Annotated in this window: 18 protein-coding genes and 2 pseudogenes; 16 read left to right on the top strand and 4 right to left on the bottom strand. The window is 44.0% G+C overall.

Features of this window, described 5'->3' with window-relative positions; all coding sequences use genetic code 11:
* Positions 1-138: 138 nt before the first annotated feature.
* From BN1765_RS12960 to BN1765_RS12920, 9 genes are all read left to right on the top strand, one after another.
* Positions 139-2214, top strand: coding sequence for an McrB family protein (locus BN1765_RS12960; protein WP_050615531.1), 2076 nt, complete (start codon positions 139-141; stop codon positions 2212-2214).
* Entirely contained in the window at positions 2186-4636 is a 2451-nt protein-coding gene (locus BN1765_RS12955) for a restriction endonuclease-like protein (protein ID WP_050615530.1), read from the top strand. The genes BN1765_RS12960 and BN1765_RS12955 overlap by 29 nt, the downstream gene beginning before the upstream one ends.
* Positions 4637-4923: 287 nt before the next feature.
* On the top strand, positions 4924-5316 hold the full coding sequence (locus BN1765_RS12950; RefSeq protein ID WP_050615529.1) for a hypothetical protein: 393 nt from the start codon (positions 4924-4926) through the stop codon (positions 5314-5316).
* Positions 5317-5515: 199 nt separating this feature from the next.
* The gene (locus BN1765_RS12945; protein ID WP_050615528.1) at positions 5516-6832 is read left to right on the top strand and encodes a DUF2399 domain-containing protein; all 1317 of its coding nucleotides are present in this window, start codon (positions 5516-5518) and stop codon (positions 6830-6832) included.
* Positions 6808-8226 carry a hypothetical protein gene (locus BN1765_RS12940; protein WP_050615527.1) on the top strand — a complete coding sequence of 473 codons (1419 nt, stop codon included), beginning with the start codon at positions 6808-6810 and terminating at the stop codon, positions 8224-8226. The genes BN1765_RS12945 and BN1765_RS12940 overlap by 25 nt, the downstream gene beginning before the upstream one ends.
* Complete coding sequence (locus tag BN1765_RS12935; RefSeq protein WP_050615526.1) at positions 8186-8881, top strand: hypothetical protein; 696 nt, start codon at positions 8186-8188, stop codon at positions 8879-8881. The genes BN1765_RS12940 and BN1765_RS12935 overlap by 41 nt, the downstream gene beginning before the upstream one ends.
* Complete coding sequence (locus BN1765_RS12930; protein ID WP_050615525.1) at positions 8862-12056, top strand: AAA family ATPase; 3195 nt, start codon at positions 8862-8864, stop codon at positions 12054-12056. Before BN1765_RS12935 ends, BN1765_RS12930 begins: the two co-directional genes overlap by 20 nt.
* Before the next feature lie 153 nt (positions 12057-12209).
* Entirely contained in the window at positions 12210-12536 is a 327-nt protein-coding gene (locus BN1765_RS12925; protein ID WP_050615524.1) for a hypothetical protein, read from the top strand.
* A 123-nt stretch (positions 12537-12659) separates the two neighbouring features.
* Positions 12660-12848: a hypothetical protein gene (locus BN1765_RS12920; protein ID WP_050615523.1), complete on the top strand. Its 189-nt coding sequence runs from the start codon at positions 12660-12662 to the stop codon at positions 12846-12848.
* Positions 12849-13025: 177 nt separating this feature from the next.
* Here the strand turns inward: BN1765_RS12920 and BN1765_RS20285 are convergent, their stop codons facing one another.
* Together BN1765_RS20285 and BN1765_RS12910 are read right to left on the bottom strand one after the other, a co-directional pair.
* Positions 13026-14249 (bottom strand): anthrax toxin lethal factor-related metalloendopeptidase, encoded by a 1224-nt coding sequence (locus tag BN1765_RS20285; RefSeq protein ID WP_069203029.1) that lies wholly within the window; start codon positions 14247-14249, stop codon positions 13026-13028.
* A gap of 410 nt (positions 14250-14659) precedes the next feature.
* Positions 14660-15421, bottom strand: a complete 762-nt coding sequence (locus BN1765_RS12910; protein WP_050615522.1) for a glucose 1-dehydrogenase — start codon at positions 15419-15421, stop codon at positions 14660-14662.
* A gap of 469 nt (positions 15422-15890) precedes the next feature.
* Here BN1765_RS12910 and BN1765_RS20780 point away from each other — a divergent pair, with 469 nt between their 5' ends.
* On the top strand, positions 15891-16130 hold the full coding sequence (locus tag BN1765_RS20780) for a maltose acetyltransferase domain-containing protein (RefSeq protein WP_050615521.1): 240 nt from the start codon (positions 15891-15893) through the stop codon (positions 16128-16130).
* Here BN1765_RS20780 and BN1765_RS12900 read toward each other — a convergent pair.
* Positions 16127-17821, bottom strand: coding sequence for a sigma-54 interaction domain-containing protein (locus tag BN1765_RS12900; RefSeq protein ID WP_050615520.1), 1695 nt, complete (start codon positions 17819-17821; stop codon positions 16127-16129). The two genes, BN1765_RS20780 and BN1765_RS12900, sit on opposite strands and share 4 nt — an antisense overlap.
* Positions 17822-18022: 201 nt before the next feature.
* Between BN1765_RS12900 and BN1765_RS12895 the strand changes: the two genes are divergently transcribed.
* The 6 genes and pseudogenes from BN1765_RS12895 (at position 18023) to BN1765_RS12875 (ending at position 23469) form a co-directional block, all read left to right on the top strand.
* On the top strand, positions 18023-19087 hold the full coding sequence (locus tag BN1765_RS12895) for a M24 family metallopeptidase (protein WP_050615519.1): 1065 nt from the start codon (positions 18023-18025) through the stop codon (positions 19085-19087).
* 68 nt (positions 19088-19155) lie between these two features.
* The gene (gene opp3b / locus BN1765_RS12890) at positions 19156-20082 is read left to right on the top strand and encodes an oligopeptide ABC transporter permease (RefSeq protein ID WP_050615518.1); all 927 of its coding nucleotides are present in this window, start codon (positions 19156-19158) and stop codon (positions 20080-20082) included.
* Positions 20079-21098 carry an oligopeptide ABC transporter permease gene (gene opp3C / locus BN1765_RS12885; protein ID WP_050615517.1) on the top strand — a complete coding sequence of 340 codons (1020 nt, stop codon included), beginning with the start codon at positions 20079-20081 and terminating at the stop codon, positions 21096-21098. The genes opp3b and opp3C overlap by 4 nt, the downstream gene beginning before the upstream one ends.
* A gap of 19 nt (positions 21099-21117) precedes the next feature.
* Positions 21118-22059 (top strand): annotated as a pseudogene (locus BN1765_RS20775) (ABC transporter ATP-binding protein); the annotation flags it as partial.
* Positions 22060-22071: 12 nt separating this feature from the next.
* Positions 22072-22963, top strand: a pseudogene (locus BN1765_RS20770) (ABC transporter ATP-binding protein); the annotation flags it as partial.
* Positions 22964-23097: 134 nt separating this feature from the next.
* Complete coding sequence (locus tag BN1765_RS12875) at positions 23098-23469, top strand: DUF3899 domain-containing protein (RefSeq protein ID WP_050615515.1); 372 nt, start codon at positions 23098-23100, stop codon at positions 23467-23469.
* A 128-nt stretch (positions 23470-23597) separates the two neighbouring features.
* On the opposite strand, the gene BN1765_RS12870 is transcribed toward BN1765_RS12875, so the two are convergent.
* On the bottom strand, positions 23598-25253 hold the full coding sequence (locus tag BN1765_RS12870; RefSeq protein WP_315969832.1) for a peptide ABC transporter substrate-binding protein: 1656 nt from the start codon (positions 25251-25253) through the stop codon (positions 23598-23600).
* Positions 25254-25482 lie beyond the last annotated feature (229 nt).

The following is a 25482-nucleotide window of genomic DNA, read 5'->3' as shown; positions in this document are numbered from 1 at the left end:
AACTAAGTTCTACCGTCGATATTTTGATACTTCGAAGTGCTTTTTGGCTTAATGTTAATCTTTGCTCCCTTAATTTATCCTAGTTTTCTATTAAGACCCTTTATAATTAGAATATAAATAAAAATCGTAGGTGATCAAATGCTAAAACAAGTCAGAAGCTGGTCAAAACCAGAAGGCCAGAAGAACATAATAGCAAGAAAAAAGATTGATTATTCAATGTTTATGAATGGTAGTCATATCCCGCAAGAATTTCATGAAGATTTTGCCGAAGCAAACAGCGAAGATGTAACACCTGGTGATAAGAAGCCGGTTAAGCTTTTAATTAACGGTGAATCGTATGAGGCTTCATTAACAAATATAACCAGAAAAAATGAACAATACAAGCCTGCATTACAGCTTAGATATGATCAAAACACAGAATTAAAAGAAAAAATGAGAAAATGGTATAAAGTTTCATACGATTACATAATGGAGCATAAACAATCCGATTCCAAAGCGCCCGTTATCACACCACCAGAAATAGAAGAATTCATGGAATTCTACAAAACCGATAAACCCTATGTATACGAAGTTAATATTCTAAACAAGAAAATCAATAAACCTATTCAATTTTGGTGGGTAAACCAAGGGAAAACGCATCAACAAGAAAAAGAAGGTGGTTACCTCTGGGCGCCACAACAATCGAAACAAGGGCGGCCACTTTCTCATCATATAGATTTGAAGAAGGCAAATGTAGGTGATGTCGTTTTTTGTTATTCTGACTCAGCGATTCGAGCGATTGGTATTGTGAAAAAGAAGGCAATTGAGTCTGCTAAGCCATCGGAGATTGCGAATCATGATTGGCAGGAGCAAGGGTATTTAGTGGAGCTGGAGTATCATGTACTAGATCCAATACTTCAGAAGAATGACATACCTATTGAATGGCGAATCGAAGAAACAGGGCCGTTTGATGTGAACGGAAATGTGAAGCAAGGGTACTTTTTTACTGTATCGGAATCCTTTGTGAATTTATTATTTCCTCGGTTTCAAGAGCGTTTTCCAGAAAAGATTCGGCATTTGCTTCTTTCTTACTTGAAGGAATGGACTGCAGATTATGTGAAAGAGGTGCCTTCAATGAATGATAACGAGCTAGTGAAGCATATTCATTCCTATATAACTGGAAAGGGCTTCCTATACAGCCAAGAGGAAGTAACGAATTTATTTTTATCCTTAAAATCCAAGCCTTTCGTCATCTTGTCCGGTATTTCCGGAACAGGTAAAACGAAAATGGTCCAATGGTTTGCGGAAAGCCTAGGTGCTAATGAGCAAAATGGCCAATTCGCTTTGATTCCTGTTCGGCCGGATTGGAATGATGGCTCTGATTTACTTGGTTATGTCGATATTAAAGGAGATTTTAAGGAAGGGCCTTTAACGAAAGTAATCCGGAAAGCGGCTGCTGATCCTGAGAATCCTTATTTCGTGTTGCTGGATGAGATGAATCTGGCTCGTGTGGAGCATTATTTCAGCGACATTCTTAGTGTGATGGAAAGCAGGAAATGGGAAGATGGACAGCTTGTTACGTCTGTTTTACTTTCCAAGGAAATTACAGGCGATGAAGATGTACGTTTGCCGGCGAATGTGTATGTGATTGGGACGGTGAATATGGATGAAACGACCCATCCGTTCAGTAAAAAGGTACTCGATCGAGCAAATACGATTGAGTTTAATAGAGTGGAATTATCTAATCTATCATTCTTGAATGAGCTGGGGGAAGTGAGCGCCTCTCCTATTAAGAATGACCAGCTTGTATCAAAATACCTTCATTTAAAAGATGTGTATGGAACCTATCCTGAGCTGGTGAGCGATGCGACGGGCCTTTTGGAACAAATCAATGAGGTATTGCGGATTGCCAATGCGCATGTAGGCTATCGTGTTCGCGATGAGATTTGTTTTTATTTGGCTTACAATCAAGCAGGAAAATTGCTTGATCAAGAGGTAGCGCTGGATCATTGTATTCTGCAGAAAATCTTGCCGCGTATTTCGGGCAGTGATTCTCGTACGAAGATGGTGTTGGAAGGATTGTATCGCTTGTTTACGAATCGTGAATGGATGGATAATCTGGACCAGCCTGACGAGGATGTTCAATCGGCTCGTTTTCCGCTGAGTGCGGGCAAGGTTGTGGAAATGTTGAGGAGGTTTTTGGACGATGGCTTTACCTCTTTCTGGATTGCCTGATGAAGTCGAGCTAGTGAAGATTGAGCATCCGGATTGCTCGCTTGTTATAAAAGGAAAGCCGTATCACTATCTGTATGAAGGGTTGAAGCAGTATCGGGAGATGGATGTCCATGATGTCATGCAGTTTGCTGTTCGCGGGTCTGATGAGTATGAGGTATTTGATGTGGAGAAGATGGAACTGTCAACTTCTTCGCAGCTTCGGCCAATCTTTTTCGAAAATGGGTCTTACCAGTTAATAGTGGTGCCTAAACAGGATCGTCCGTTGTCTTTTTATCATGAATCGTCCGTTCTGCGCCGGGCAGTTTCGGAAGTGAAGGTCGGCAATCAGCATATCCTCATGGGAAATTTACAATTTCAAAATGAAGTAGGATTAACCACATTTGAAATCCGCTCTGGAGAGGACACCTTGTTAGATGTAACGCTTGAAATCTTTCCGACAAAGCTGGATTATAAGAAAGATTACCAACAGCTGCTAGAGGAAGTAAATGAAGAAATCTATAATCTAGCCTTTCATTTTATCAAAAAGACCTATTTAGGAGCTCGTATAAAAGTGGATGGAAGACCGTCTCAATCGGAGTTCTTCCGTTTGTTTACAAAGCACTTCCAACAGTTTGTTCAGGCAATTAGACGAATTGAAAACCAGCCTCATCACAAGCTGGAGACGACCTACCAAAAAGTCCGGGGAGACCAGCTCGGCAAAATGGACGCAAGAAGCCGCAACTATTTGCGTAAGCGATCTCATTTATTTGTGGAAACAAATAGAGGAATGGAGCTAGCGGGTCGTTCCTTAATGCCGCGGGAAGGCATAACGGCTAAAAAGGAATTGACGTATGATACGTTTGAGAATCGCTATGTGAAATGGATGGTGTCTAGATTAATAGAGAAGGTAGAAGATTTAATCGATTCCATCTGTAATCGACATTACCGTGACCAGGAAAAGCTGGATACGGCATTGATCGAACAACTACAGAATATGAAAGATGTATTAGAAAAACGGTTAAAGAATGCTTTTTGGAGAAGGATCGGCCGTCTCGACCGCTCGGCGATGAGCCTTGTGCTGCAGATGGCACCTGGTTACCGCGATGCGTACCAAACGTTTTTGACTGTTTCGAAAGGTTTAATGCTTCAAGGGAAAATGTACCGGATGTCGGTAAAAGACGTGGCGACTCTTTATGAATATTGGACTTTCTTAAAGCTGGGGCAAATTCTCTCTCGAAAGTATGAGCAAGTAAGCCAGGATATTGTGAAGGTGAATCGGAATGGGTTATTTGTGAACCTAGAATCAAATAAGACGGCGCGAAGAGTGTTTAAGCAGCCGATTACGCAGGAAAAAATTGAACTCGTGTATCAAAAGTATGAAGGAAGATTGCCTACTGTCACACAAAAGCCGGACACGATGTTGAGCATCCAGAAGAAAGGGAAGCAGTATGCATATAACTATGTTTTTGATGCCAAGTATCGAGTCGATTATGCGCAGGAAGGCGGCTATTATCGGAGAAACTATCAAACGCCCGGTCCGATGGAGGATGATATCAACACGATGCACCGCTATCGCGATTCGATCGTAGCGGCCAATGACGGACCTTATGAACGAACTGCCTTTGGGGCTTATGTTCTTTTTCCTTGGCATGATGAAACCGAGTATAAACAGCATCATTTTTATCAAAGCGTTGATACTGTCAATATTGGCGCATTTCCTTTTTTGCCGAACACAACAGATCTTGTGGAACAATTCGTGGAGCGGTTGATTGAGAAAAGCTCGGAAGAGTTACAAAGAGAAGGCATCCTGCCACGCGGAGCACAGGCTGAGTGGCAATCGAGCCTTGTGGATCATGTGCTCGTTGGCTTAGTGGCCAGTCGTGATGACTATGTGCGCTCTCTACAAACCTTGCAATATACGCTTCCAGTTGCTTCACTGCGTAATGGCTGGCAGGAAGCGAAGTATGTGGCGCTTTATGTGAAAAAGGGCATTCATGCGTGGAATGGCATTAAGGAATACGGAAAAATTGTGTCTGTTGATATTCATGACGACAAGGTTGTATTCACGCTGGATGTGTGGAAGAATCTGAAACAAGTGATTGCGCCTGTTCATTATGGCATTTCTACGTATATGATGACTACATTAACACAGTTAAAGGAAGCGAAAGAGCTACCAGAGCTGTATATGAAATCTAAGGAAGAGACGCAGCTGTGGAAGATGCTGAGACGTGTGAGTGATCGAGTTCATATCCAATTGGATGATACAACGATAGACAGTGCTTCAGGGATTGAAGAGTTTGTATTTAAGAATAGTAGGATAAAAGTTGACCGAGACAAGCGAATGATCGAAATACAAACTGAAGAAGCAGGGAAAATGTTTCCGTTAGATATACTTTTAACGAATCCTTCTAAAGTGTTTAAAGAAATACTCGCTGTCTTATGACACCATCCTCCAAGATGGTGTTTTTCCTTTTAATGAATTGTATTATTTCATAACCACACTGATAATATGCCTAAGGTATAATCGAAAGTATAGACAGCTAGGACAGGGGTGGGCCATACACTTGAGACCAGGATTATTGTACTTATTTTGAAGCCTATTCTTAAGCGCCAATGAAGAGATTAATAAATATTAGTTATCGACAGTATGATAAGGATTGGTGCTTAGTGCTTAGAAGAAGACGGAGAAACAACATCTCACTCTGAACATGTATAAGGAGTTACGACAACATGAAGAAATTAATTCAAGACCGAATATATAAGCGATTGTCATATATAGAAAGCGAACGAAAGCGTTTGGATGAAGAATACGATCTTCTTTTAGACATTCTCAAGTATATAGAGAATGATCAGCAAGTGAGTTATGAAGATAGACGCCATCATGGGAAAGAAAAAGTAAAATTAGAGTTGGCTGCTGCCGTGGTGGTGGCTTTGTTCAAACAATTTAGTAACCAGTCTTTTACATTGAATGAGATAGCTCAATACGTGAACGAGGAAGAATATGGAGTAGTGTACGATGAATCTGAGTTATTGGAGATTATGAGCATCTCCATGAAGAAGAATCCGGACATCAAAGAAATCAAACCTAAAACTTTTCGCTGTAGTCATATTTCTCTTGTATAACGACGGAAGGATAAACTAGTTAAACGATAATCATAACTGTAAGCAAAAAGGCAATTTAAAGGAAATACGAAACATACTACGGCACCATCCTCCAAGATGGTGTTTTTTTCATATAATGAAAAACAGTATTCCATGATAATCCCCTTACCCTTCATGTATAATCGGAAGTATAGACAGCTTGGACGGGAGTGGGCCATATATGTTGGACCAGGATTATAGAAACTATATTGAAGCGAATTTCTTAAGGGCCAATGAAGAGATTGATGAATATCAATTATCGGAATGGCGGGAAGGCCTTTGGGAAGTGCCGATCGTGAAGAGGACGGCGAAACGGAGAAAAAGGACACGCTTGTTGTTGGTTCAGACCATGAGTACGGGAGAAAGTGAAGCGTGCCGACAGTTGAGCAAGGTATTTACAGGACCGGGTGTCAAGAAGCACTTGCCTTCCGAGCAGGGAGACTTTTATCTTCAACAGGGATTGGTCATGAAGCTGCTTGATTTTGAAAGCGATGAAAAAAGCATCAAATCCCAAACGTATGTGATGGGATTGCCGCTTTTTAGATATATACAGCAGCAAAAGAATGAACAAAAAGCCGGCCGGGATGCTGAAATCCTGGGAATCGAGCAGCGGTATAGCGAGTTGGGCAGCATCCCTTATACAAGAACGATACCTGGCCGCTCCGAGTATATCACGATGCTTGATGAGCTATTTGAAGAGTTGCTGGCGTACTTGAAAGGGGATTCCGTAAAGAAGGAAGACAGCTTCTATCGATGGCGTTGGCATAAACAGATGCAGTTCCTTCATTTCATCGTGGCTTACTTGCACATGATGAAAACGCAGGAATTATTCGATTGGAAGGAGATCGGTGCCAGATATTACGGAATGATCGGCGGTTCTAAACAGTTCGATCCCTATAAGCATGATTTCCTGCAGGTTCTTGAAGAGCGCGGCTTTCCGCCCGTATCGGTGGCCGGCTTGCAAAGTTTTGGGAGCATCGCCCATATTTCCTTCAGCGGAAGCATTCAAGGGTCGATGAGTTCCTTCAGGCATGGTTGTACTCACTCGGTGACGGACCAAGAGGTGTTTGTCGATACATTCCGGACGGATGCAACCCATCTGTGGCTAGTGGAGAACAGAGGAATCCTGACCAGATTCACGTCGGAAAAGGATTTTCTGAAAGAAACGAATAGTCTCATGATCGCTGTGGATGGCCAGTTGCGGAGTGCTGTTAAACGATTGATCGGCGAGCTGGCCAAATGCTCTTCGATTCAAACCGTGCTGGTGTGGACCGATTACGATGAAGCCGGTATTCAAATCGCCAGAAGCATTTACGAGACGATCAAGCAGACAGAACACGCGCCAGTCTGGAAATGGATTGTCCCGGGCAAGGACCGGGTCGTAACGGATTTCGATACGTATAGAGAAACCGTGCAGGCATGCATCCGGCTGCGGCAGAGCGAACAAGAAGAAGAGTTGGGGGGAGCGGATGAATGGCGGAAGTGGATTCAACACTAATTTCGATCTTTAAAGAGAGCACGTCTTCGAGCGAGCTTCATGAAGCAATGCGCGATATTGTGAAGCTGGCGGGTGTCCTCAAGGATTTGAGCGACGAGGATTACTACCGTTCACCGATTAAGCTGTTGAAGGTGCTTCGGCTGCTCCATATCCTCCAAGAAGAAGCGCTGGGATTGTCGAAGGGCGAATTGGAGAATGAGAAGTCGCTGTATTACCGATACCGCAATGTATATGGGGAAGACGAGGATATGACGCTTGATGATGTCAAACGGCTTGTCTTCATTCTTGTGAAGTATAATTGGCTCATGAAGACGCCTTCGAATATCCGCATGCGCTCTCTCGGCAAGCGGCTCTTGGATTTGTTGATCCGTTTGGCGAACGATTCGCTCGCCTACCATCTCCATGATGATATTACCCGGTCGTTGTTCCAGGCGAGACGGGATGCAGAGTTGAGTGAAGCGTATGATGATAAAGGGATTTCCGGAGGCAATATGCTGGCGAGCATGATCCGTAATGTGGAGGAAGCGGTCGGGCTGTTGAAGGAAAGGGAGCTGGAGTTTCTCTCCAATCGCCATGCCTTGGAACAAGTGCAGCTGATTAATACATTGATGGAAGACCTGGAAGGGAAAATGAAAGAGCGGATCGAAGCTTTTGAAACGTTCGAAGACAGCCTGCTTTTGGCCAATGTGATCCAGCGGGGTGTCTTGACCATGTCCGAAGGCGTCAAGATCAGTCTAGGCACCATCAATAAAATCATCAAGTTCACCAATCTGCAGCAGACCGAACAAAGCAGAATGATCCGTCCCGAACTGGTGCGCAGTTATATTATCAAAAGCTATAACAATCACTATGACGATGATCCCGATGCCTTGCAGGTCCTGAGTTTCATGGAGCAGGACCAGTACGAGGATGAAGCGATGGACGGCCTCTGGATGCCTGTGAAGTTCGCGGCGCCATTGACATCTGCGGATATAGCGGAGGGAATCGATTATATCGAACATTATGAACCGGCAACGGCTGCCATCGAAGAAGTGGAGGATGTCGCATACGAGGAACCGGATGAATTAAGCGATGAAGAGATCGCGGCATTGATGGAAGAAAGCCATTGGCAATTAACGAAAGAACAGATTCCAACGGATCATATCGAGTCCTATCTGCATCAGGTGAACGATTCGCAGTTGGATGAGATGCTGTTCGAAATCGGGGACGGGCAGTGGGGAGACGTGATCCAATCACTGCTCGGTGTATCGGCCTTGGTTTCCAATGAAAGAGCCGAGTTCGGGGAAGAGAAAGAGCGAAAGGCAGCAACAGAGAAAAAAGACACAGACTGGGAATGGATGGAGGGTGATCGCCATGGAAGAAAATCAATACGATCAAGACAGCCAAAACGTTAATCCGCTCGCTTCTTTGGCATTATTGCCGAGTGTGTTAAGCAAACAAGAAGAACTGACATTTATGAATATCCTTTTTTCGTCTTCAGCCCGTGTCCGCCGCGATAATTTCGGCTTGCCGAGAAAAGAAGTGGAGAAGCAACTGGGCATCGAGCATGATGACAAGGCTTTTCTGTCTTTCCTTTTCCGCGTGAATCAAGCGATCAGCCGTTATTTTCAATGTATTTATGACGAGCAGAGAGACCAGGTGGTTGTGTTGATGAGGGTCAATGCAAGGCAAGCAAGAGGTGTCCTGTCGAAGGAAGCAATGGCCATTCTTATGTATATCTTCTACGAACAGGAAGTGATGCAGCATCCTTTCACATTGTTCGAAAAGCTGTTGGAAGCTTTCGGCCACGAAACATTCCAGGCCAACCGCAAAGTGCATAATCATCTGGATGTGCTGTTGAAGATCGGCGCCATCGAATTGTACGATGCGGCGTTGACGGAAGAAGCCTATCAATTGACGGCGATCGGCAAGCATATGTTTTCCGATTCCTTCCTGCGCCGATTCACTGAATTCAGCCAGTCCACGCAATTGAATATGGACGATGTCCTCAAATTCTATAAGCGTTATAACCTGGAGGGGAGATTAGACGATGATTCCATGGAGACTTAATATTGCCGGCATCCGCGATTTCCGTCCGACGTCGATCGACTTATCCGGCGAAGGTGAACATGTGGGCATCTTCGGCCCAAATGGCGTGGGGAAATCGACTCTTTCCTTTTGTATGGGAGCTGTCCTCTATTCCAGCAAGGTGAACTTGTCCGGCTTGCGTTCAGCCAATCTGGAAGACGACCAGGTCTGGAAAGCATCGATTTCTTTTCTCTTTAAAAACGCCGGCGAAATCAAGGTGGATGCTCCGGCCTATGTCCAGTTCGAACTTCATATGGAACAGGCGGCGCAGCAAATTATTGCCCGCGAATACCAGATCAAGGAAGGCGATGAACCCGACCGGTGGGATACGGTCACCACGTACAAATCAGGGGACAGAGCGAATAATTTTCCGGCCTATAAACGGCTCTTGCAGCAGAAATACCATATCGATCCGGATTATTATTACTTGATTTGGTATCAGAATGAAGTGAACCAGTTTTCCGAAATGGCTCCGGAAGAGCGTTTCCGGATTTTCAGTGAGATGCATGGAATCGACAAAATCCAGAAGAACTGGGAAGAAAGCAAGGAGCTGGTGCGGGAAGCGGAAGAAGCCCTTGAAGAAGCAAAGCTGCAACAGAGCCAGCGGAAAATGAAGTTATCGATTCAAAAGACTAAGCTTGACCGTTTCCTTGATCATCAAAAACGTTTGAAAGAAGGGTTTGTGCAGTATTACCATGCTCTATCCGTGCTGATCCAATTGGGGCAGGAAGAGATGGAACGGCTTACGGACCAACAAGAACGGATCGGGGAAAGGCACGACGAAGCGATGGAACAAATGGCATCGATCGAGGGCAGTAAAGAGAAGCTCCGTAGCCAGCTTGAAGGTTTAGACCAGAAGCGTACATTGCTGCAAGAGGAATTATACAACATTCAAAAGGATCTTGGCATTGCCAAAAAAGAATATACTGAAGTGAAAACAGCCTTTCAGGAACTTGAACAAGAGCTTGAGGCTGTACGCAAGGAAGTCAGCCAAATCCCCAATGAAGAAACGGTGGATCATGTGCTTAAGGAGCAAGAGGAAGAAACGGAAAGATTGCGCCCTGACATCATGAAACAAGAAGAGCTTATGGAAACAAACGAGTCTGCCATTCAAGAAGCGAAGGAAGAAAAAATGAAGCTTGAATATGAAGACAGCAAGGACAATGACAAAGAAAAGCATGTCAACCAATTATTGTCCCTTTACCAGAGCAGCTATCATGTTGATGCCCAAATTAAGCAGCTCGACCAATCCATATCGGATGAAAAAGACCTTTTAAAGGAATTGAAGAGCCAACTATCGGATCGGGAAGCCGAGCAAAAAGAGTTGCTGCAAAATGAAGTTTACAGTCCAAGGCAAAAAGAAGCGAAAGACTATTTCAAGAAAAAGGGAATGCGGGCGTTTGCTCTTCGCGAGTTGATCAAATTGGATCAACGGGCCAATTTGGCAGATGAGGAAGCATATAATAGCATGAAGTATACGATGTTCGTAGATGGCCGGGATTTTAATCCGCCCAATGATTTGTATTATGTCCCGCTTCCTTCCGTCATCCCGGAAGGATATAGGAGAAGGCTGCCTGAACAACGCCTCGCTGTCCGCGATGATTTGCCGGAAGAGATCGAGCCATTTGCCATCAAAGCGCTATGGTGGGTGCGTTCCTTTTTTATCGATCACCAGCTGGTTCGTCTGCAAAACAAGTATATAGTGGATGAAAAAGGAGTCCGGGGACCGCAGGAGCATAATCGTTATATCTTATCCGAGCAGGCGCTCAATAATCGTTTGGAAGAGCTGGAAGAAATCATCGGCAACCTACGGAAACAGAAGGAAGCTGTTGAACAATCTTTAGAGATGAATGAAAATCGAGTGCGCTCTCTTCGAAATATCACCAGTGATGTAAAGGAAGCGGAAGCATTTCGAGCGGAAGAAAAGCATCGGATTCTGCGAAGAAAGCGGCTGAAAGAACTAGGCCAACAGATCATTGAAAAGGTTGAATCCAAACAGAGTTTGAATGAGGAATTAAAGGAATTGGCTGCCAAGCTTTCTGCAGCAAAGGCAAAAATCGAACTTTACCAATCGTATAAGCAGGTATGGTTGAAATTTGCCAGTGTCAAAGAAAAGGTCAAACAATTGGAAGAACTACAAACGAAAATGGATTCCCTATCCCAGCTAATCAAAGAGCAAAAAAGGATAGAAGATGCCAGAACTTCTGAATACGATGCGACAAATGACAGCTATCATTCCGTGGAAAAACAAGTGAAAAGAATCAACTCAGACCTAGAAGACCTATTGCGTATCATTGAAGGGTTTAAGAAAGAACAGGAAAATCTCAAGAAAGAACAAGAAACGGAACAAAATTCCTACTTCCAGTATAACGAAGAACTCCTGGCACTCGAAAAAACGGCTCCTAACAAAGTAAAAGAAGAGCAGATGAAAGAGTGGGAGAAATGGTCTAAACCCGAGGCCATCCATAACCGGGAAATCGGTAAAACAACATTCATCAATGCCCTGCATGAAAAAGACATTGATCCCTATGCTCCGGAAAATTACGAGAAAATGAAAGAAGAGTATGACCTGACAAGTAAAGAGGTTAAGGAATCGGAAATTCTATTAAGCAGGCATAGTGAACGAATGGAGCATCTCCGCGATGACTTGGATACGAGCATCCAAGGAAAAGTCTTATTGATCAACAAACACTTTGTCACCTATATGGATCAATTCGGTTTCGATGGGGAGCTTGAATGGGACCTGCATGAAGGCAAGAGAGGGACCATGCACTATTATCTCTATTTGCGCGCGAAGAAATTCGGGCATAAGATGGCGATGGAAGATGTTAGCGTCAAAGCCAGGGGCGGCAAGCACGGTGTCGGTCTTTCCGGCGGCGAAAAGTCTCTGGTGTCCCTTCTCTATGCGCTTGCGCTTCTGCAGACCATCCAAACGAATCCAAGTTTTATCGTGTTGGATGAATTCGATAGTGCATTGGATGAAGGCAGGAAGGTGAAGGTCTTTGACCTCTATGTCCAAGAGCTAGGAAGAAAGATGATCGTACTGACGCCGAAATCGCATGATACAGATTATATGAACCGTTTCAGTAAAGCAATCATCATCTATCACCGGCCGGAAATCCCTGAGAGCGGAATTATGAAATTGAAGAGAAAATAAGATTAGCAAGCCCCGTCCAAGTAGACATTCAAAACCATCATGTGTGAAGAATGAAACTTGGAGGGGTTCTTTGTTGTTTTCAAAAAAAGGATTAGTTTCTAATGTAGAATGTAATAAAAAGGAAAAATCTTAATTATAAAAGGAGGCGACATCTTGAAACGAGTCCTATATTTAATTCCTTTTATGGGGATTATGTTTGTTTTGGTGGCAGGCTGTTTAAACTCAGTAGAAAATGAAGAACAATTTATAAAAGTTCAAAAGCTTATGGGCGATGAATACGAAGATTTCAAAAAGGTTACTGATAAGAAAAAAGTTCAAAAAGTGAAAGACATATTGTACGATAGCGAATGGGAACATACGAAAGTTGATATGGCACGCCCTGCTGATTACCGGTTTATCTTTCAAAGTCCTGGTATAGCAGCAAAAGCGGTTGTGTACGAACTTTGGATAAGCCCTAACAAAGAGCAAGTGAACTTGTAAGCGGGGGAAGTGAATATATTCACTTAGACAAGAAAAGGTCGGCGGAACTATTTGACATACTTACGGGCAGTAAGTGATCAGACTTAAATGAATGATTTGGCCTCGAATTAGGGGTCTTTTATTATGCCTAGTGAAGATGTAACTGTACCGGAGGAAACGGAAGAAGAGCCGGAACCGGAGGGAAATGAAGGAACAGAGGAAGCAGATGCTTTGAAAACGTTCGAGAATATCATGTATGGCAGATTGGGCGTGAGGATGGCTATACACGCTCATTTGTTTTCCCGGCCAAAGAACCTGCGAATATTTCTGTGACCGGGAAGCAGAGCGCCATAAAAAATCTTAATGCTTCTGATATTCAGGTCACGATGAACATAAACGGCTTGGCGGAAGGGGAGCATACCGCTCTTATGACCTCGAGACTGGCAGATGAAGCTAGACAACTAACAATCAGTGGAGGATGAAGAATCCCCCAATGATTAAAGTTTCCCTTTATTTTGAATGTTTTTTGTCTTTGTCGGTTGTCACGGTGATCTTATTGTCCCCGGGGGAGGCTCCTGATTCATTGACGGCTTTTACACTGTAAGTATAGGTTGTGTTCTGCTCCAGGCGGCTGTCTGTATAGCTGTTATGTTTGGCTGTCCCGATGACAGAGCCGTCACGGAGAATTTCATAATAATCGGCACCCTCTGATTGATCCCATGTTAGGGAAACGGTTGTTTTTGTCTCCTGCTTTACGGCAAGTCCCGTTGGGTCACCAGGTGTGGGCTCGGCAAGAGTAGAAACAAAGCGGGAAAACGTCGTATTCAACACCTTTCCGTTGGATCCTATTGCTTTAACCTGGTATGAATAATCCATGCCGGCTTTCACATGAGTGTCTGTATATTGCGGTTTATTCGTCTTTTTCAGTAATTGGCCGTCCCTGTATACTTCATATTTCGCCGCACCCGCTACAGGCACCCATGAAAAGGATGTGTAGGAAGGTTTTGTTTGATCCACGCTGATGATTCGTTGCGGCAATGTTTCGATGAATGCATACGTTTTAGGGGCCCTCTCCAATAGTTTCGCTTTTGTCTCGGCATTCAGGTGGTAAAGAGCCATTGCTTCAGCAAAATACTCTTCAGGATATGCGAAGTAGTAGAATACGGTATGATCATGGAATAATGGCTCGTATTCTTCCTCGTGAATGGCAAGGAACTCTTCCAATTCGGTGATCACCAATCCTGCTGCATAAAAATCTATGGCATGGCTGAATTCATGGAGTTCCAGATTGACGGTCGTATGGCCGCGCCCATAATCACTATAGCCGATCCGGGCCGCTGTCGGGTTTCCTCCGATTCCCGGCACATCATCCCATGTCTTACCGGTTCCTTCCCAGCCACGGGGGACAACGCCTTTTAAGTGGCTCCACTCCGGCAAATCTGTAAGCGGGAAGTCTGTCAAAATAAGGCGGATACCGGCTTTTTGGGTTTCCGAGAGCAGTTTCTCATTTATTTTGGAAACCCGGTCAATCATTTTCTGGGCTTCCGCTACATCGTATTGGTTGTCGTCATCCAGCACTTCGACCAATTTTTTTACTGTTTCGTTCTGAAAAGTGTGATTGTCGGAATAGTCTACAGCGGCTGCAAAGGCAGCAGGGCTGAACATCAGCGAGAATGCAAGGGCGAGGGTGAGCATAAGCGGCAAGTACGCCGCTTTGATCGGCATTCTTTTCATTAACTTCATCTCCTATTTGGTTGAATGGTTTGTTTCCTGCAGAATCCGGCAAGTCACCTCCTGATAAGAGTCTTGTCCTATATAAAGCAAGGTTTGTACCAAAATCTATGAATCTGGTAAAAATGGGGTGAAACTCACAGAAGAGAGAAGCACATGGCAGTCGTGAATAGGAAAATAGAAGGATAAGACAAACAGAAAAATGCTTTTAGGAAGGTTATAGATTTTTGGACAATCAGAACCACAGGTGTATAGTTCTTGCGACATTCACCGCTCTGATTTTAAGCCTGTTCATCTGGGGCAGCTAGGGAGAGATATACACTTTTCCTGGGATCCGGAATAAAATGAAAAACCCTTTATCCGGAGTGGATAAAGGGTTGAACGTGATTCTGATGGAAGGATGTAATTATTTTTTAATAAGCGCTCCATCCGCCATCGGCTACAAGAACAGTACCATTCATAAGGCTTGATTGCTCAGAAGCCAGGAAGAGAGCGATATTTGCAATATCAGATGGTTTTCCTGATTTAGTCATGTAGCTGACTCCCCGTAACGCCTGTTTCATGCCGAATTGGTCTATGTTTGTCATTTTGGCGGAGAATCCTGTTTCCACATTGCCTGGAGCAATGGCATTTGCACGAATATTCATCTCTCCATAGTGGGAAGCAACGTTTTTTGTCATACCGACAACAGCGTGTTTTGCAGCTGTATAGGTAAAGCCCCCGCGTCCCCCTGCAACACCCGATAAGGAAGCCATATTTACGATTATGCCGCCGCCGATTTGTTCAAAGTGGGGCAACGCTTGACGGATACAGCGCATGACCCCGGTAACATTGATGTCCATCACGCGGTTCCATGTCTCGTCTTGGACGTTGGCCGCTGCCTGCATATTATCTCCTATGCCTGCATTGTTCACCAATATGTCCACTTGCCCGAAGACTGATATCGCCTCGGCAAACATGTTTTTAACGTCTTCTTCATTCACTACATTGACTTTCACGCCATGTGCAGTGTAACCTGCTTCTCTGAATTCACCGACAGTTACCTGAAGGGCCTCTTCATTGAAATCGGCGATCACCACTTTAGCCCCTTCTTTTGCATAAGTGAGGGCCACTTCTTTCCCGATGCCGGAGCCGCTGCCTGTAATGATTGCTACTTTGTTCTCTAATAGACCCATTTTTATTTCCTCCTTGGTTTTCTTGAAGAAGTTTTTGAAAGCGCTTGAAAAATTTGGTTCATCTATAGAGAGGATTCTTTTTATTTGCCGATCCTCTTATATTTACATTATATACTGCCCGCATGAAAAAGAATAAGGATATGCTGCTTTTGCCCTGTATTTTCTCGTAATTTCGTAGTTACAAAGACTTTCTTCCTCCAAAATGATTCATGCTAATAGAGTATTACAGATGATGTCGAGCGGTTGCTTAACGCTGAATGTATAAAAGTTAAGACAATTGAAATGGTGATGTCTAAAAAAATAGACAAAATACTTCCTGTACATCGTCTATAAATGCTAGCGAAGAAATAGCTTTGAATGCGGCCCGCTAAAGACGGGGTACAGAAATAGCCAGACGAGGTATCGTTATGGATGGAAGAAAAAGAACCCAGGAAAGGAGGTGTCAAAAGGGTAGACTGAAAAAGAAAAAATGTTGAACGGTGAACTCGATCAAGCAGACGACCCGGAGTTGTTGAAAGATAGAATGAATGCCAGAAAGATCACTAGATATATAATGAGTCATCTGAAACGGATGCAGTTAAAAGAGGAGTTAAAAAACAGAAAGGGCAGCTTTTCTGCCGCCCTTTCTGTTTTTTATTCTGTTTTTAGTCATAGGCGCCTTTCCTCTGGCGGAACGGAACCCTACCGGCCGGGAAAGCTTGGAGACTAGATTCCCAGGCGTTTCATTTTATAATAAAGAGTCGCTCTGGAAATGCCGAGCTCTTTTGCAAGTGAGTTTTTGTTTCCTTTGGCTTGTTTCAGTTGATGCAACAGCAGGTTTTTTTCATATTCGTCCAGCCTGTCCTGAAAAGGAGTGGATGAATCGCTTTTTTTGTAAGGTTGTTCGTTTCCATATCGTTCCTTGATTGGATTAGGGAGATGCTCGATCTTCAACTGGCCATCCGTTGAGAAAATGATCAAACGTTCCACTGTATTTCTGAGTTCCCGGACGTTGCCCGGCCAATCATAATGCAACAGGGCCTGAAAGACATCATGCGGGAAATGCTGTACCGGTTTTTTGTAGGAAATCGAAAATTCCTGTATAAAAGCTTCCACTAAATCATAGACATCTTCTTTCCGTTTCCGGAGCGGCGGAATCTCAAGGTTCAGGATGTTAAGACGATAATAAAGATCTTCCCTGAATTTTCCTTCTGTGATCATTTTTTCTAAATTCCTGTTTGTGGCTGTTATGATTCTGCAACTGGCGGACAAGGTCTTGCTTCCCCCTACCCGATAGAAGGATTTCTCCTGTAGGACCCTCAGCAATTTGACTTGCATATCTAAAGGCATTTCCCCGATTTCATCAAGAAATAATGTCCCCCCGGCAGCAAGCTCAAATTTTCCTTTGCTCCCTTTAGGATTTGCGCCTGAAAAAGCGCCGCTCTCATAGCCGAACAATTCACTTTCGAAAAGTGCGGAAGGAATGGCCCCGCAGTTGATGGCGATAAATGGGCCTTGGCGTTCTTTGCTGTTGTCATGGATGGCTTTTGCAAACAATTCCTTTCCGACTCCGCTTTCTCCCGTAATCAGTACGGTCACATTGGTGGAACTTATTTTTTTGACTAAGTCGATGCAGTGCTCCATTTCGGGACTGCTTCCGATTATTTTGTTAAAAGGATTTTCAGAGGGGCTGAGGTCTGCGACTTTGTTTTGTAAATGATAGACTTCGTTCGATAAATGGATAATTTCCTGGTGAAGGCGAATCTGCGATGTTATGTCTGTTTCTGCAGCAACGGCGCCGATGATTTTATCGTTAAGGATGACCGGATTGGAATTGATCAGGACGAATTTATCTTCCCTGGGTTGATGCTGCCGTCTTCTCACAACTTCCCCTGTCCTGAGTGTTTTTAAGGATTGAAGCATTTCTGGCGAGAAGAAGTCGGTGGCAGGCTTTCCGATGATCTCTTCCTTTGAGATGGAAAAGATCGTTTCGGCCGCTTCTGTCCAAATAACCATTTTTTCTTCGTCATTGATCAGGGACATAGCATCGTCGGTCGTAAGGAGGACGGCGCTGAAGTATGCCTGTAAGTACTGATAGGATTGGAAAACGGCCGTCAGGGAATCGGTTCTGTTTAAATAACCGATGATTATGTCATTGTCCTCTATGAATAGTATTTCTTGTACCTCAAATAAATGAATCAGTTCGGGCCATGACACACTGCTTCTGACAAGGCAGGCTTCTGCCCATTTCCCTTGATCCGTCCCGTCCCTTTCTTTATGCGCATAAAGGAAATCGCTTTCCATTTTCTTTACAATTATACTGCTCTGCGCTGTAGAGTCTTGCTTTTGCTCTTGGCTATCAGTCATTATATGGAAATCTTTCTTAAGCATAGTCATTATATTCGGCAGTAAATGTTTCATATTTGATCCTCACCTCGCAGACAATGTTTAAAAAATTGTAATAATTAAATAAATTATACGTTTTTTTGTCAGGTTGTGTAAATATTTTAAGACAATATTTTCAAAAGGTATAACAGTAACATTGGCATGATTATTGCATGATATAGGTTGAAGAAATGGTTGACGCCAGTATCTTTGATTATAAAACGCGGGGGGACCAGGATGAATAAATTGGAAAAAGTAAGAGAGGCAATGAATGAATCGGGGGTGGACGGAATATTGATCACCAATCCGACAAACCGCAGATACATGAGCGGATTTACTGGCTCCGAGGGAGTATTGCTGATATCGCAAAATGAAGCAAAAATTATTGTCGATTTCAGGTACTTTTCACAGGTAAAAGATGAGGTGTCCGATTTTGAGATTGTTGAGTCTTCTAGACAACTGTTGAAGCAAACAACGGTTGAAGCAAACAATATGAAAATCAAGAAGCTGGGCTATGAAGAAGATGATCTTACTTGCAGTCTATATAAAAAATATAAAGAGAGTCTCGGAATGATAGAGTTATGCCCGGTCTCAGGACTGATTGAAAAGGTGCGGATGGTCAAGACTGCGGAAGAATGCCAATCATTAAGGGAAGCAGCCGCAATCGCCGATGATGCATTCAATCATATACTGGGCTATATCCATGAAGGAATCACTGAAAAGGAAATCGCAACAGAGATGGAGTTCTATATGCGTAAAAAAGGAGCGGAATCCTCCAGCTTTGACATGATTGTTGTTTCGGGGACCCGCACAGCGCTGCCTCATGGCAAACCAACCGATAAAAAGGTGGAAAAAGGGGATATGATCACGCTGGATTTCGGCGCATTATACCAGGGCTACCGGTCTGATATCACAAGAACAATCGCTGTTGGGGAGCCATCTGACCAATTGAAAGAAGCGTATCAAATTGTCCTGGATGCCCAGCTGTCCTGTATAGCTTCCATCAGGCCAGGGATGAAATGCGGCGAAGTGGATAAGGGGGCACGAGATCCCATTGAACGAAGTGGATACGGGGATTACTTCGGCCACGGCACCGGGCATGGCATTGGGCTTGACATCCATGAAGGGCCATCTGTATCCGGGAATTCGGAAGAAGTACTTCAGCCTGGAATGGTTATTACCATTGAACCGGGCATCTATATCCCTGATGTCGGGGGAGTGCGTATAGAGGATGATGTCCTGATTACGGATGAAGGCTATGAAATCCTTACTAAATCATCGAAAGAGTTGATCATTCTCTAGGTTTAAGGCTAAGCGGGGCTATGCTTGGTTCGTTAACAAGCAATCTTTTAAGAAACAGGAGGAACAAAATGGGAAGATATATTTTTCAGCGAGTCGGTTATGCACTGGTCACCTTTTTTCTTGTTGCGACCTTCTCCTTCTATCTCATGCAGACGCTGCCGGGATCTCCCTTTAATGATGATAAACTGAGCGCTGCACAAAAAGAGAGGCTATATGAAAAGTATGGTTTGGATGAACCTATTTCAACACAATACATCAAGTATATGACGAATATTTTCAAAGGCGATTTGGGCGTGTCATTCCAATTTGACGGCCGTCCGGTCACCACCATCATCTCGGAAAGGATCGGGCCTTCTGCCCAGTTGGGCATACAGGCATTGATAGTGGGGACAATCATCGGAATCATTGTTGGAATTATTGCGGCTATGCGGCATAACACCATTTTTGACTACGGGGCCATGCTCCTGTCCGTATTAGGGATAGCTGTCCCTTCATTCGTATTCGCAGGCTTTCTTCAGTTTTGGATCGGTGCTAAGCTTCAATGGCTTCCTGTCGCTATGTGGAATGGGTTCGAATACACAATTATGCCGACCATCACTCTGGCGGTTTCGATTGTTGCCGTCATTGCTCGTTATATGAGAACGGAAATGCTTGAAGTTCTAAATCAGGATTATATGATGACCGCCGAAGCAAAAGGGCTTTCGAGCTGGGCGATCGTTGTAAGACACAGCATCCGCAATGCAATCATCCCGGTCATTACGATATTGGGTCCGCTGGTTGTCAGCCTGATCACAGGTTCATTGATCATCGAAAATATCTTCGGCATTCCTGGCCTGGGGGAACAGTTTGTCCAGTCGATTCTCACCAATGATTATCCTATCATCATGGGGACAACGTTGCTTTACAGCGGTTTGTTCATTGTCGTCACTTTGCTTGTAGATGTTATGTATGGAATTATTGATCCAAGAATCAGGTTGATGGGGGAGGGTAAATGATGGAACAAACTTCTAAGATCCCTAAAGAGTTGTTTGAGCCTGCAAAAGAAAGAGAATCATTGGCGGAAGGGCTCACGGGAGAATCTGCTACCTATTGGAGCGGAGTCCGGAAGCGCTTTGCTAAGAATAAAGGGGCATTGGCGGGCCTTTATCTGTTGCTTCTGCTGTTGCTTTTTGCCATTATCGGCCCATTTTTCAACAGCCACGGCTATGACGAACAGGATTTAATGCGGGCTAATTTGCCGCCGAAGATACCGGTGCTTGAGAATATATCCTGGCTTCCTTTTGACGGAATGGATATACGCGGAGTGGACCAGTATGAAGCAAAGGGAATCGATGGCCGTTTTTGGTTCGGGACAGATGAATTGGGGCGCGATATTTGGACGAGGGTATGGGAAGGAACCAGGGTTTCTTTATATATTGCTATACTTGCCACATTGCTTGATCTTGTCATCGGCGTTACATACGGCAGCATTTCTGCTTACTATGGGGGACGTGTTGATAATATCATGCAGCGCTTTATCGAAGTACTGGTCGGAATACCTCAGCTTATCATCATTATTTTGCTGATCCTGATCATGAAACCGGGAATCCTGACGATTACGATAGCGATGGGATTTGCCGGTTGGGTCGGCATGGCAAGGATTGTCCGGGGTAATATCCTGAAATTGAAAGAACAGGAATTTGTATTGGCATCAAGGACGCTTGGATCCAAGGATAAACGCTTGATTTTCAGGCATTTGCTGCCGAATACGCTCGGTCCGATCATCATCACGGTTACGTTTTCGATTCCGGGAGCTGTGTTTACAGAAGCTTTTTTGAGCTTCATAGGTTTAGGCCTGCAGCCGCCGATTGCATCCTTGGGGACGCTTGTTAATGACGGATTCAAATATATGAGAATTTATCCGCACCAGATGGTCATCTCTTCTGTAGTCATCAGCTTCATCATGATCAGCTTCAACCTGATAGGCGACGGAATGCGGGACGCTTTGGATCCTAAGATGCGCTCTAAATAAAAGAGATGGGGGAAATTAAATGGAAAAGATACTGACAGTCAATGATTTGCACGTTTCCTTCAATACAGATTACGGGAAAACCCATGCGGTCCGCGGAGTATCCTTTCATCTTAATAAAGGGGAAACATTGGCGATTGTTGGGGAATCAGGTTCAGGCAAATCAGTGACAGCGAAATCAATCATGAAATTAATACAGGAACCTGCAGGGGTCATTGAAAAGGGCGAGATATGGTATGAAGGAAAAGACCTTCTTCAATTGTCCAAAAAACAAATAAAAAAAGTACGAGGCTCACATATATCGATGGTGTTCCAGGATCCGATGTCATCCTTGAACCCGACCATGACAATCGGGAAACAAATCGGGGAAGGACTAAAAGCCCATCAGCAATACAGCAAATCGGCAACGAAAAAAAGAGTGATCGAATTGTTGGATTTAGTGGGAATTCCGGAACCGCATATCCGCTACAAGCATTATCCGCATCAATTTTCCGGGGGAATGAGGCAACGGGTGGCCATTGCGATGGCACTTGCCTGCAATCCAAAAATCCTGCTTGCGGATGAACCGACTACTGCCCTTGACGTGACTGTCCAGGCGCAAATCCTGGATTTGCTGAAGGATATACAAAAAAAGATGGGGACATCGATCATTTTCATCACACATGATTTTGGAATTGTTGCGAATATGGCTGACCGGGTGATGGTGATGTATGCGGGGAAAGTGATTGAAACCGGAACGGTGGACGAAATATTTTATCAGCCTAAGCATCCGTATACGTGCGGCTTGTTGGCTTCGATGCCGAGCATGGAGGAAGACGAGGGAAAATTGTTCTCGATTCCCGGATCCCCCCCGGACATGACAGCCCTTCCACAAGGTGATCCATTTGCGCCAAGGAATAAATACGCAATGGAAATCGATTATGTGCAAGAACCTCCAATATTCCAAGTGTCCGACACACATTCAGCTTCCACTTGGATGCTGCATCAGGACGCACCGGACATCAATATAATGGAAGAATTGCAGAATAGTAAACAGAAAGCAGGGAATAAGACGATAAGTGAAAAAACGGAAAAAATTCTGGAAGTCCGGGATCTTACGAAGAAGTTCAAGCTGGGCAGAGGAAAAGTGCTTCATGCGGTGAATGGGGTATCACTTGATATTTACAAAGGGGAAACATTCGGTATTGTCGGTGAATCGGGCAGCGGAAAATCAACACTTGGCCGTACGCTTATCGGCTTATATGAAGGAAATGGCGGCACCATTCATTTTGAAGGGAAAAATATTCAAAATCTCAAGTCGGATTCCGATTGGCAGTCCACAAAACGAAAAATGCAGATGATCTTTCAGGATCCCCATTCTTCCTTGAATCCGCGCCTTACGGTAGGGGATATTATCGGGGAAGGAATTGATATCCATGGCCTGGCCAAATCCAGGCAAGAAAGACAAGCGCTGATCAATGAGCTTCTGGAAACCGTGGGACTCAATAAAAAACATGCCAGCCGTTATCCGAATGAATTCAGCGGAGGACAAAGGCAGCGGATCGGAATAGCACGTGCACTGGCCGTCAATCCAAGCCTGATTATCGCAGATGAACCGATATCGGCTCTCGATGTCTCTATCCAGGCGCAGGTTGTAAACTTATTGAAACGTATCCAGGAAGAAAGGGGGCTGACCTTTGTCTTCATTGCCCATGATTTATCAATGGTCAAGTACATCAGTGACAGAATAGGGGTTATGTATAAGGGCCAGATTGTGGAGCTGGCGGAAAGCTCGGAACTGTACAGAAATCCTATCCATCCGTATACGAAATCATTGTTGTCAGCCAATCCGATACCTGATCCATCTGTGGAGAGGGACCGGAAACGAATCGGATTTTCTGCGGAAGAGTATAATCCGGAAAAAGAGCGGGCACTTCGTGAAATTGAAAAGAACCATTGGATTCTCTGTTCTGATGAGGAATATGAATCCTACAAAAAAAGCCTGCTTGTGGAGGTCTGAGGCATGCTGAAAAAGGCTCGGCCGGTTGGCTTGCTGATCCTTGGCTCCTTGTTTCTTTCCTTATTGCTCTCCCTTTTCCGCGAGGAGCCGTTCACCCTGGCATTTCTGAATAGTCTGTTTTTGGTTTCGTTAGGGATATTTTGTTTGGGCCTCATCTTCAGCCTGCTGCAGGTTGGGGCCTGGACCAGAAGCATATCAGCCTTCAAACTATTTTTCAGGCATTCCGGAAGATTGGGAAGCTATATATTGGCTCAGGAAGACCAGGATACAGGGGATAAACGCAAGGAGAAGAAATCGAAGGGAAGCCGGACTTTGCTGATTGCGGGCGCTTTGCTTGTGCTGGTGGCCAGCACAGCTTCCCTGTACTATAAGTAACACAAAAAAAGGTGTTCCGGATAGGGAACACCTTTTTTATTGGCTATGAAATTATGGGGGTTTCCATCGGCAGATTCAAAGCTGAACGTAATGCTTGCGCTTTTGTTCTGGCGTTTTATTATTTTCACTTATTCGATGTATGCCCATTTATACGATGCACCTGTGCCATATGGGTGGCGTGCTATGCCTTTTACATATGGTTTTTGGAGTAGGGCTGCTCCGTTTTGGAACATAGGGGAGACCCCTGCCAGATCTTCAAGGATTATTTTTTCGGCTTCCTGCAGATTGTTCCAGCGTTTTTTAGTATCAGCTTCTGAATAAGATGAATCAATCAGGGCGTCCACTTTAGGATTAGAGAAATTCATCCAATTGTATGGATTTGCAGAATGGAAAATTTCTACGAATGAAATGGCATCCTGGTAATCAGGGGCCCATCCGCTGTATGTCAAGTCGTATGCTTGTTTGGTCTCCAAATCCAGCTTTTGTTTGCTCGGCTGTTGGTTAATTTTGATTGTTAAACCAGGAAGATTTTTCTCCAGCTGGTTTTTCACGTATTGCGCGATGGTTTTTGTAGTTTCTGCGTCGTAGCTTAAGAACTCAAGCGTCATTTTGTCGACATCAAGCTCTTTAAGGCCTTTATTCCAGTATTTAACGGCTTGATCGACATCCGTTTGGTTAAAGCCTTCATATTTTGAACGGAAGTCATTTCCTTCTTCATCGAAGGCAAATTCTTTCGGGACAACATAACCGGCAGGAACCGATCCGTTATTCAATATTTTTTTCAGACCCTGTTTATCCCATCCGAAATCAATGGCTTTGCGGATATTCACATTTGCCAGGTTTTTATTTTTCTGGTTCATGCGAATGAAATAAATAGTGGAATCTAGAAATGTCGAGAACTCATCGCTGGATTTGTATTGATCCACGAATTCGGCAGTGAGTCCGACGGTATCCAGTTGGCCTGCCTCGTACATATTTACCGCTGTGGAAGTTTCTTTAAGCACAGTTGCATTGATAGTTTTCAATTTTACGTTTTTCGCATCCCAATAATCATTGTTTTTCTTATAGGTCCAGCTTGCCCCCTGTTTCCAGTTATCCAAAATGAAAGGCCCGTTGTAAATCATTTTATCAGTGTCTAGAGCATATTGGTCGCCCTGTGCTTCAACAAACTCCTTGTTTTGCGGATAATAAACCGGTATGGTAACCAGGCTCAAGAAGTAAGGCGTCGGATTGTCAAGCTCTACTTCCAGCGTGTAATCATCGGTTGCTTTTACCCCTAACTCGTCCGGTTTGTTGTAAAGCGGATCATTCGCAGTCTGGATGGCAGAGGCGTTTTTGATCGGGCCCATTAAATATGAAAATGGGCTTAACGTTTTGGCGCCAACTGCCTTTTTCCAGGCATACTCAAAATCATGGGCAGTTACCGGTGTCCCATTGCTCCATTTTGCATCCTTGCGCAGATGGAATGTGTATTTTTTTTGGTCATCCGACACATCATGGGATTCGGCAATCCCTTCGATAGGTTTGCTTTCTTCGTCAAGTCTGTAAAGACCTTCAAAGATATTGCTCATTACTACAGCGGAACCGGCTTCATAGCTTCCCAAAGAATTCAGCGTTGCAATATCGTTTGCCGCTAAATTGAGGACTTGTTCTTTCTTGCTTCCTCCGTTCTCTTTTCCATTTTTTGAATTACCGCCGCTGCTGGAGCTACTGCAAGCAGCTAGGACAATCATAAACGCCATTAATAAGACCAAAAGTGACCAAGCTTTCTTTCGTAACATCATGCATTTCCCCCTTTAAATAGTATGGCTAACACATTAGCAGCATTTTTTTCGTTCTGATGAATTATTGAAATGCTGATATCGAAATATTATGCAAGTATTGTGCCAAACAGTCTGGGCAGGTAGGGCATGATTGAATTCTTGAATACAGGAAGAGAGATCGGCTGGTTCGGTATTCTTGTTTAATGTTTTAAACATGTATGGACAGATTTTATTTAAAAATTAAGACATT

The sequence above is a fragment of the Bacillus testis genome (assembly GCF_001243895.1).
GTDB lineage: Bacteria > Bacillota > Bacilli > Bacillales > DSM-1321 > Bacillus_AD > Bacillus_AD testis.
The sequence above is the reverse complement of the archived record's forward strand: the minus strand, read 5'-3'. Positions and strand labels throughout refer to the sequence as shown.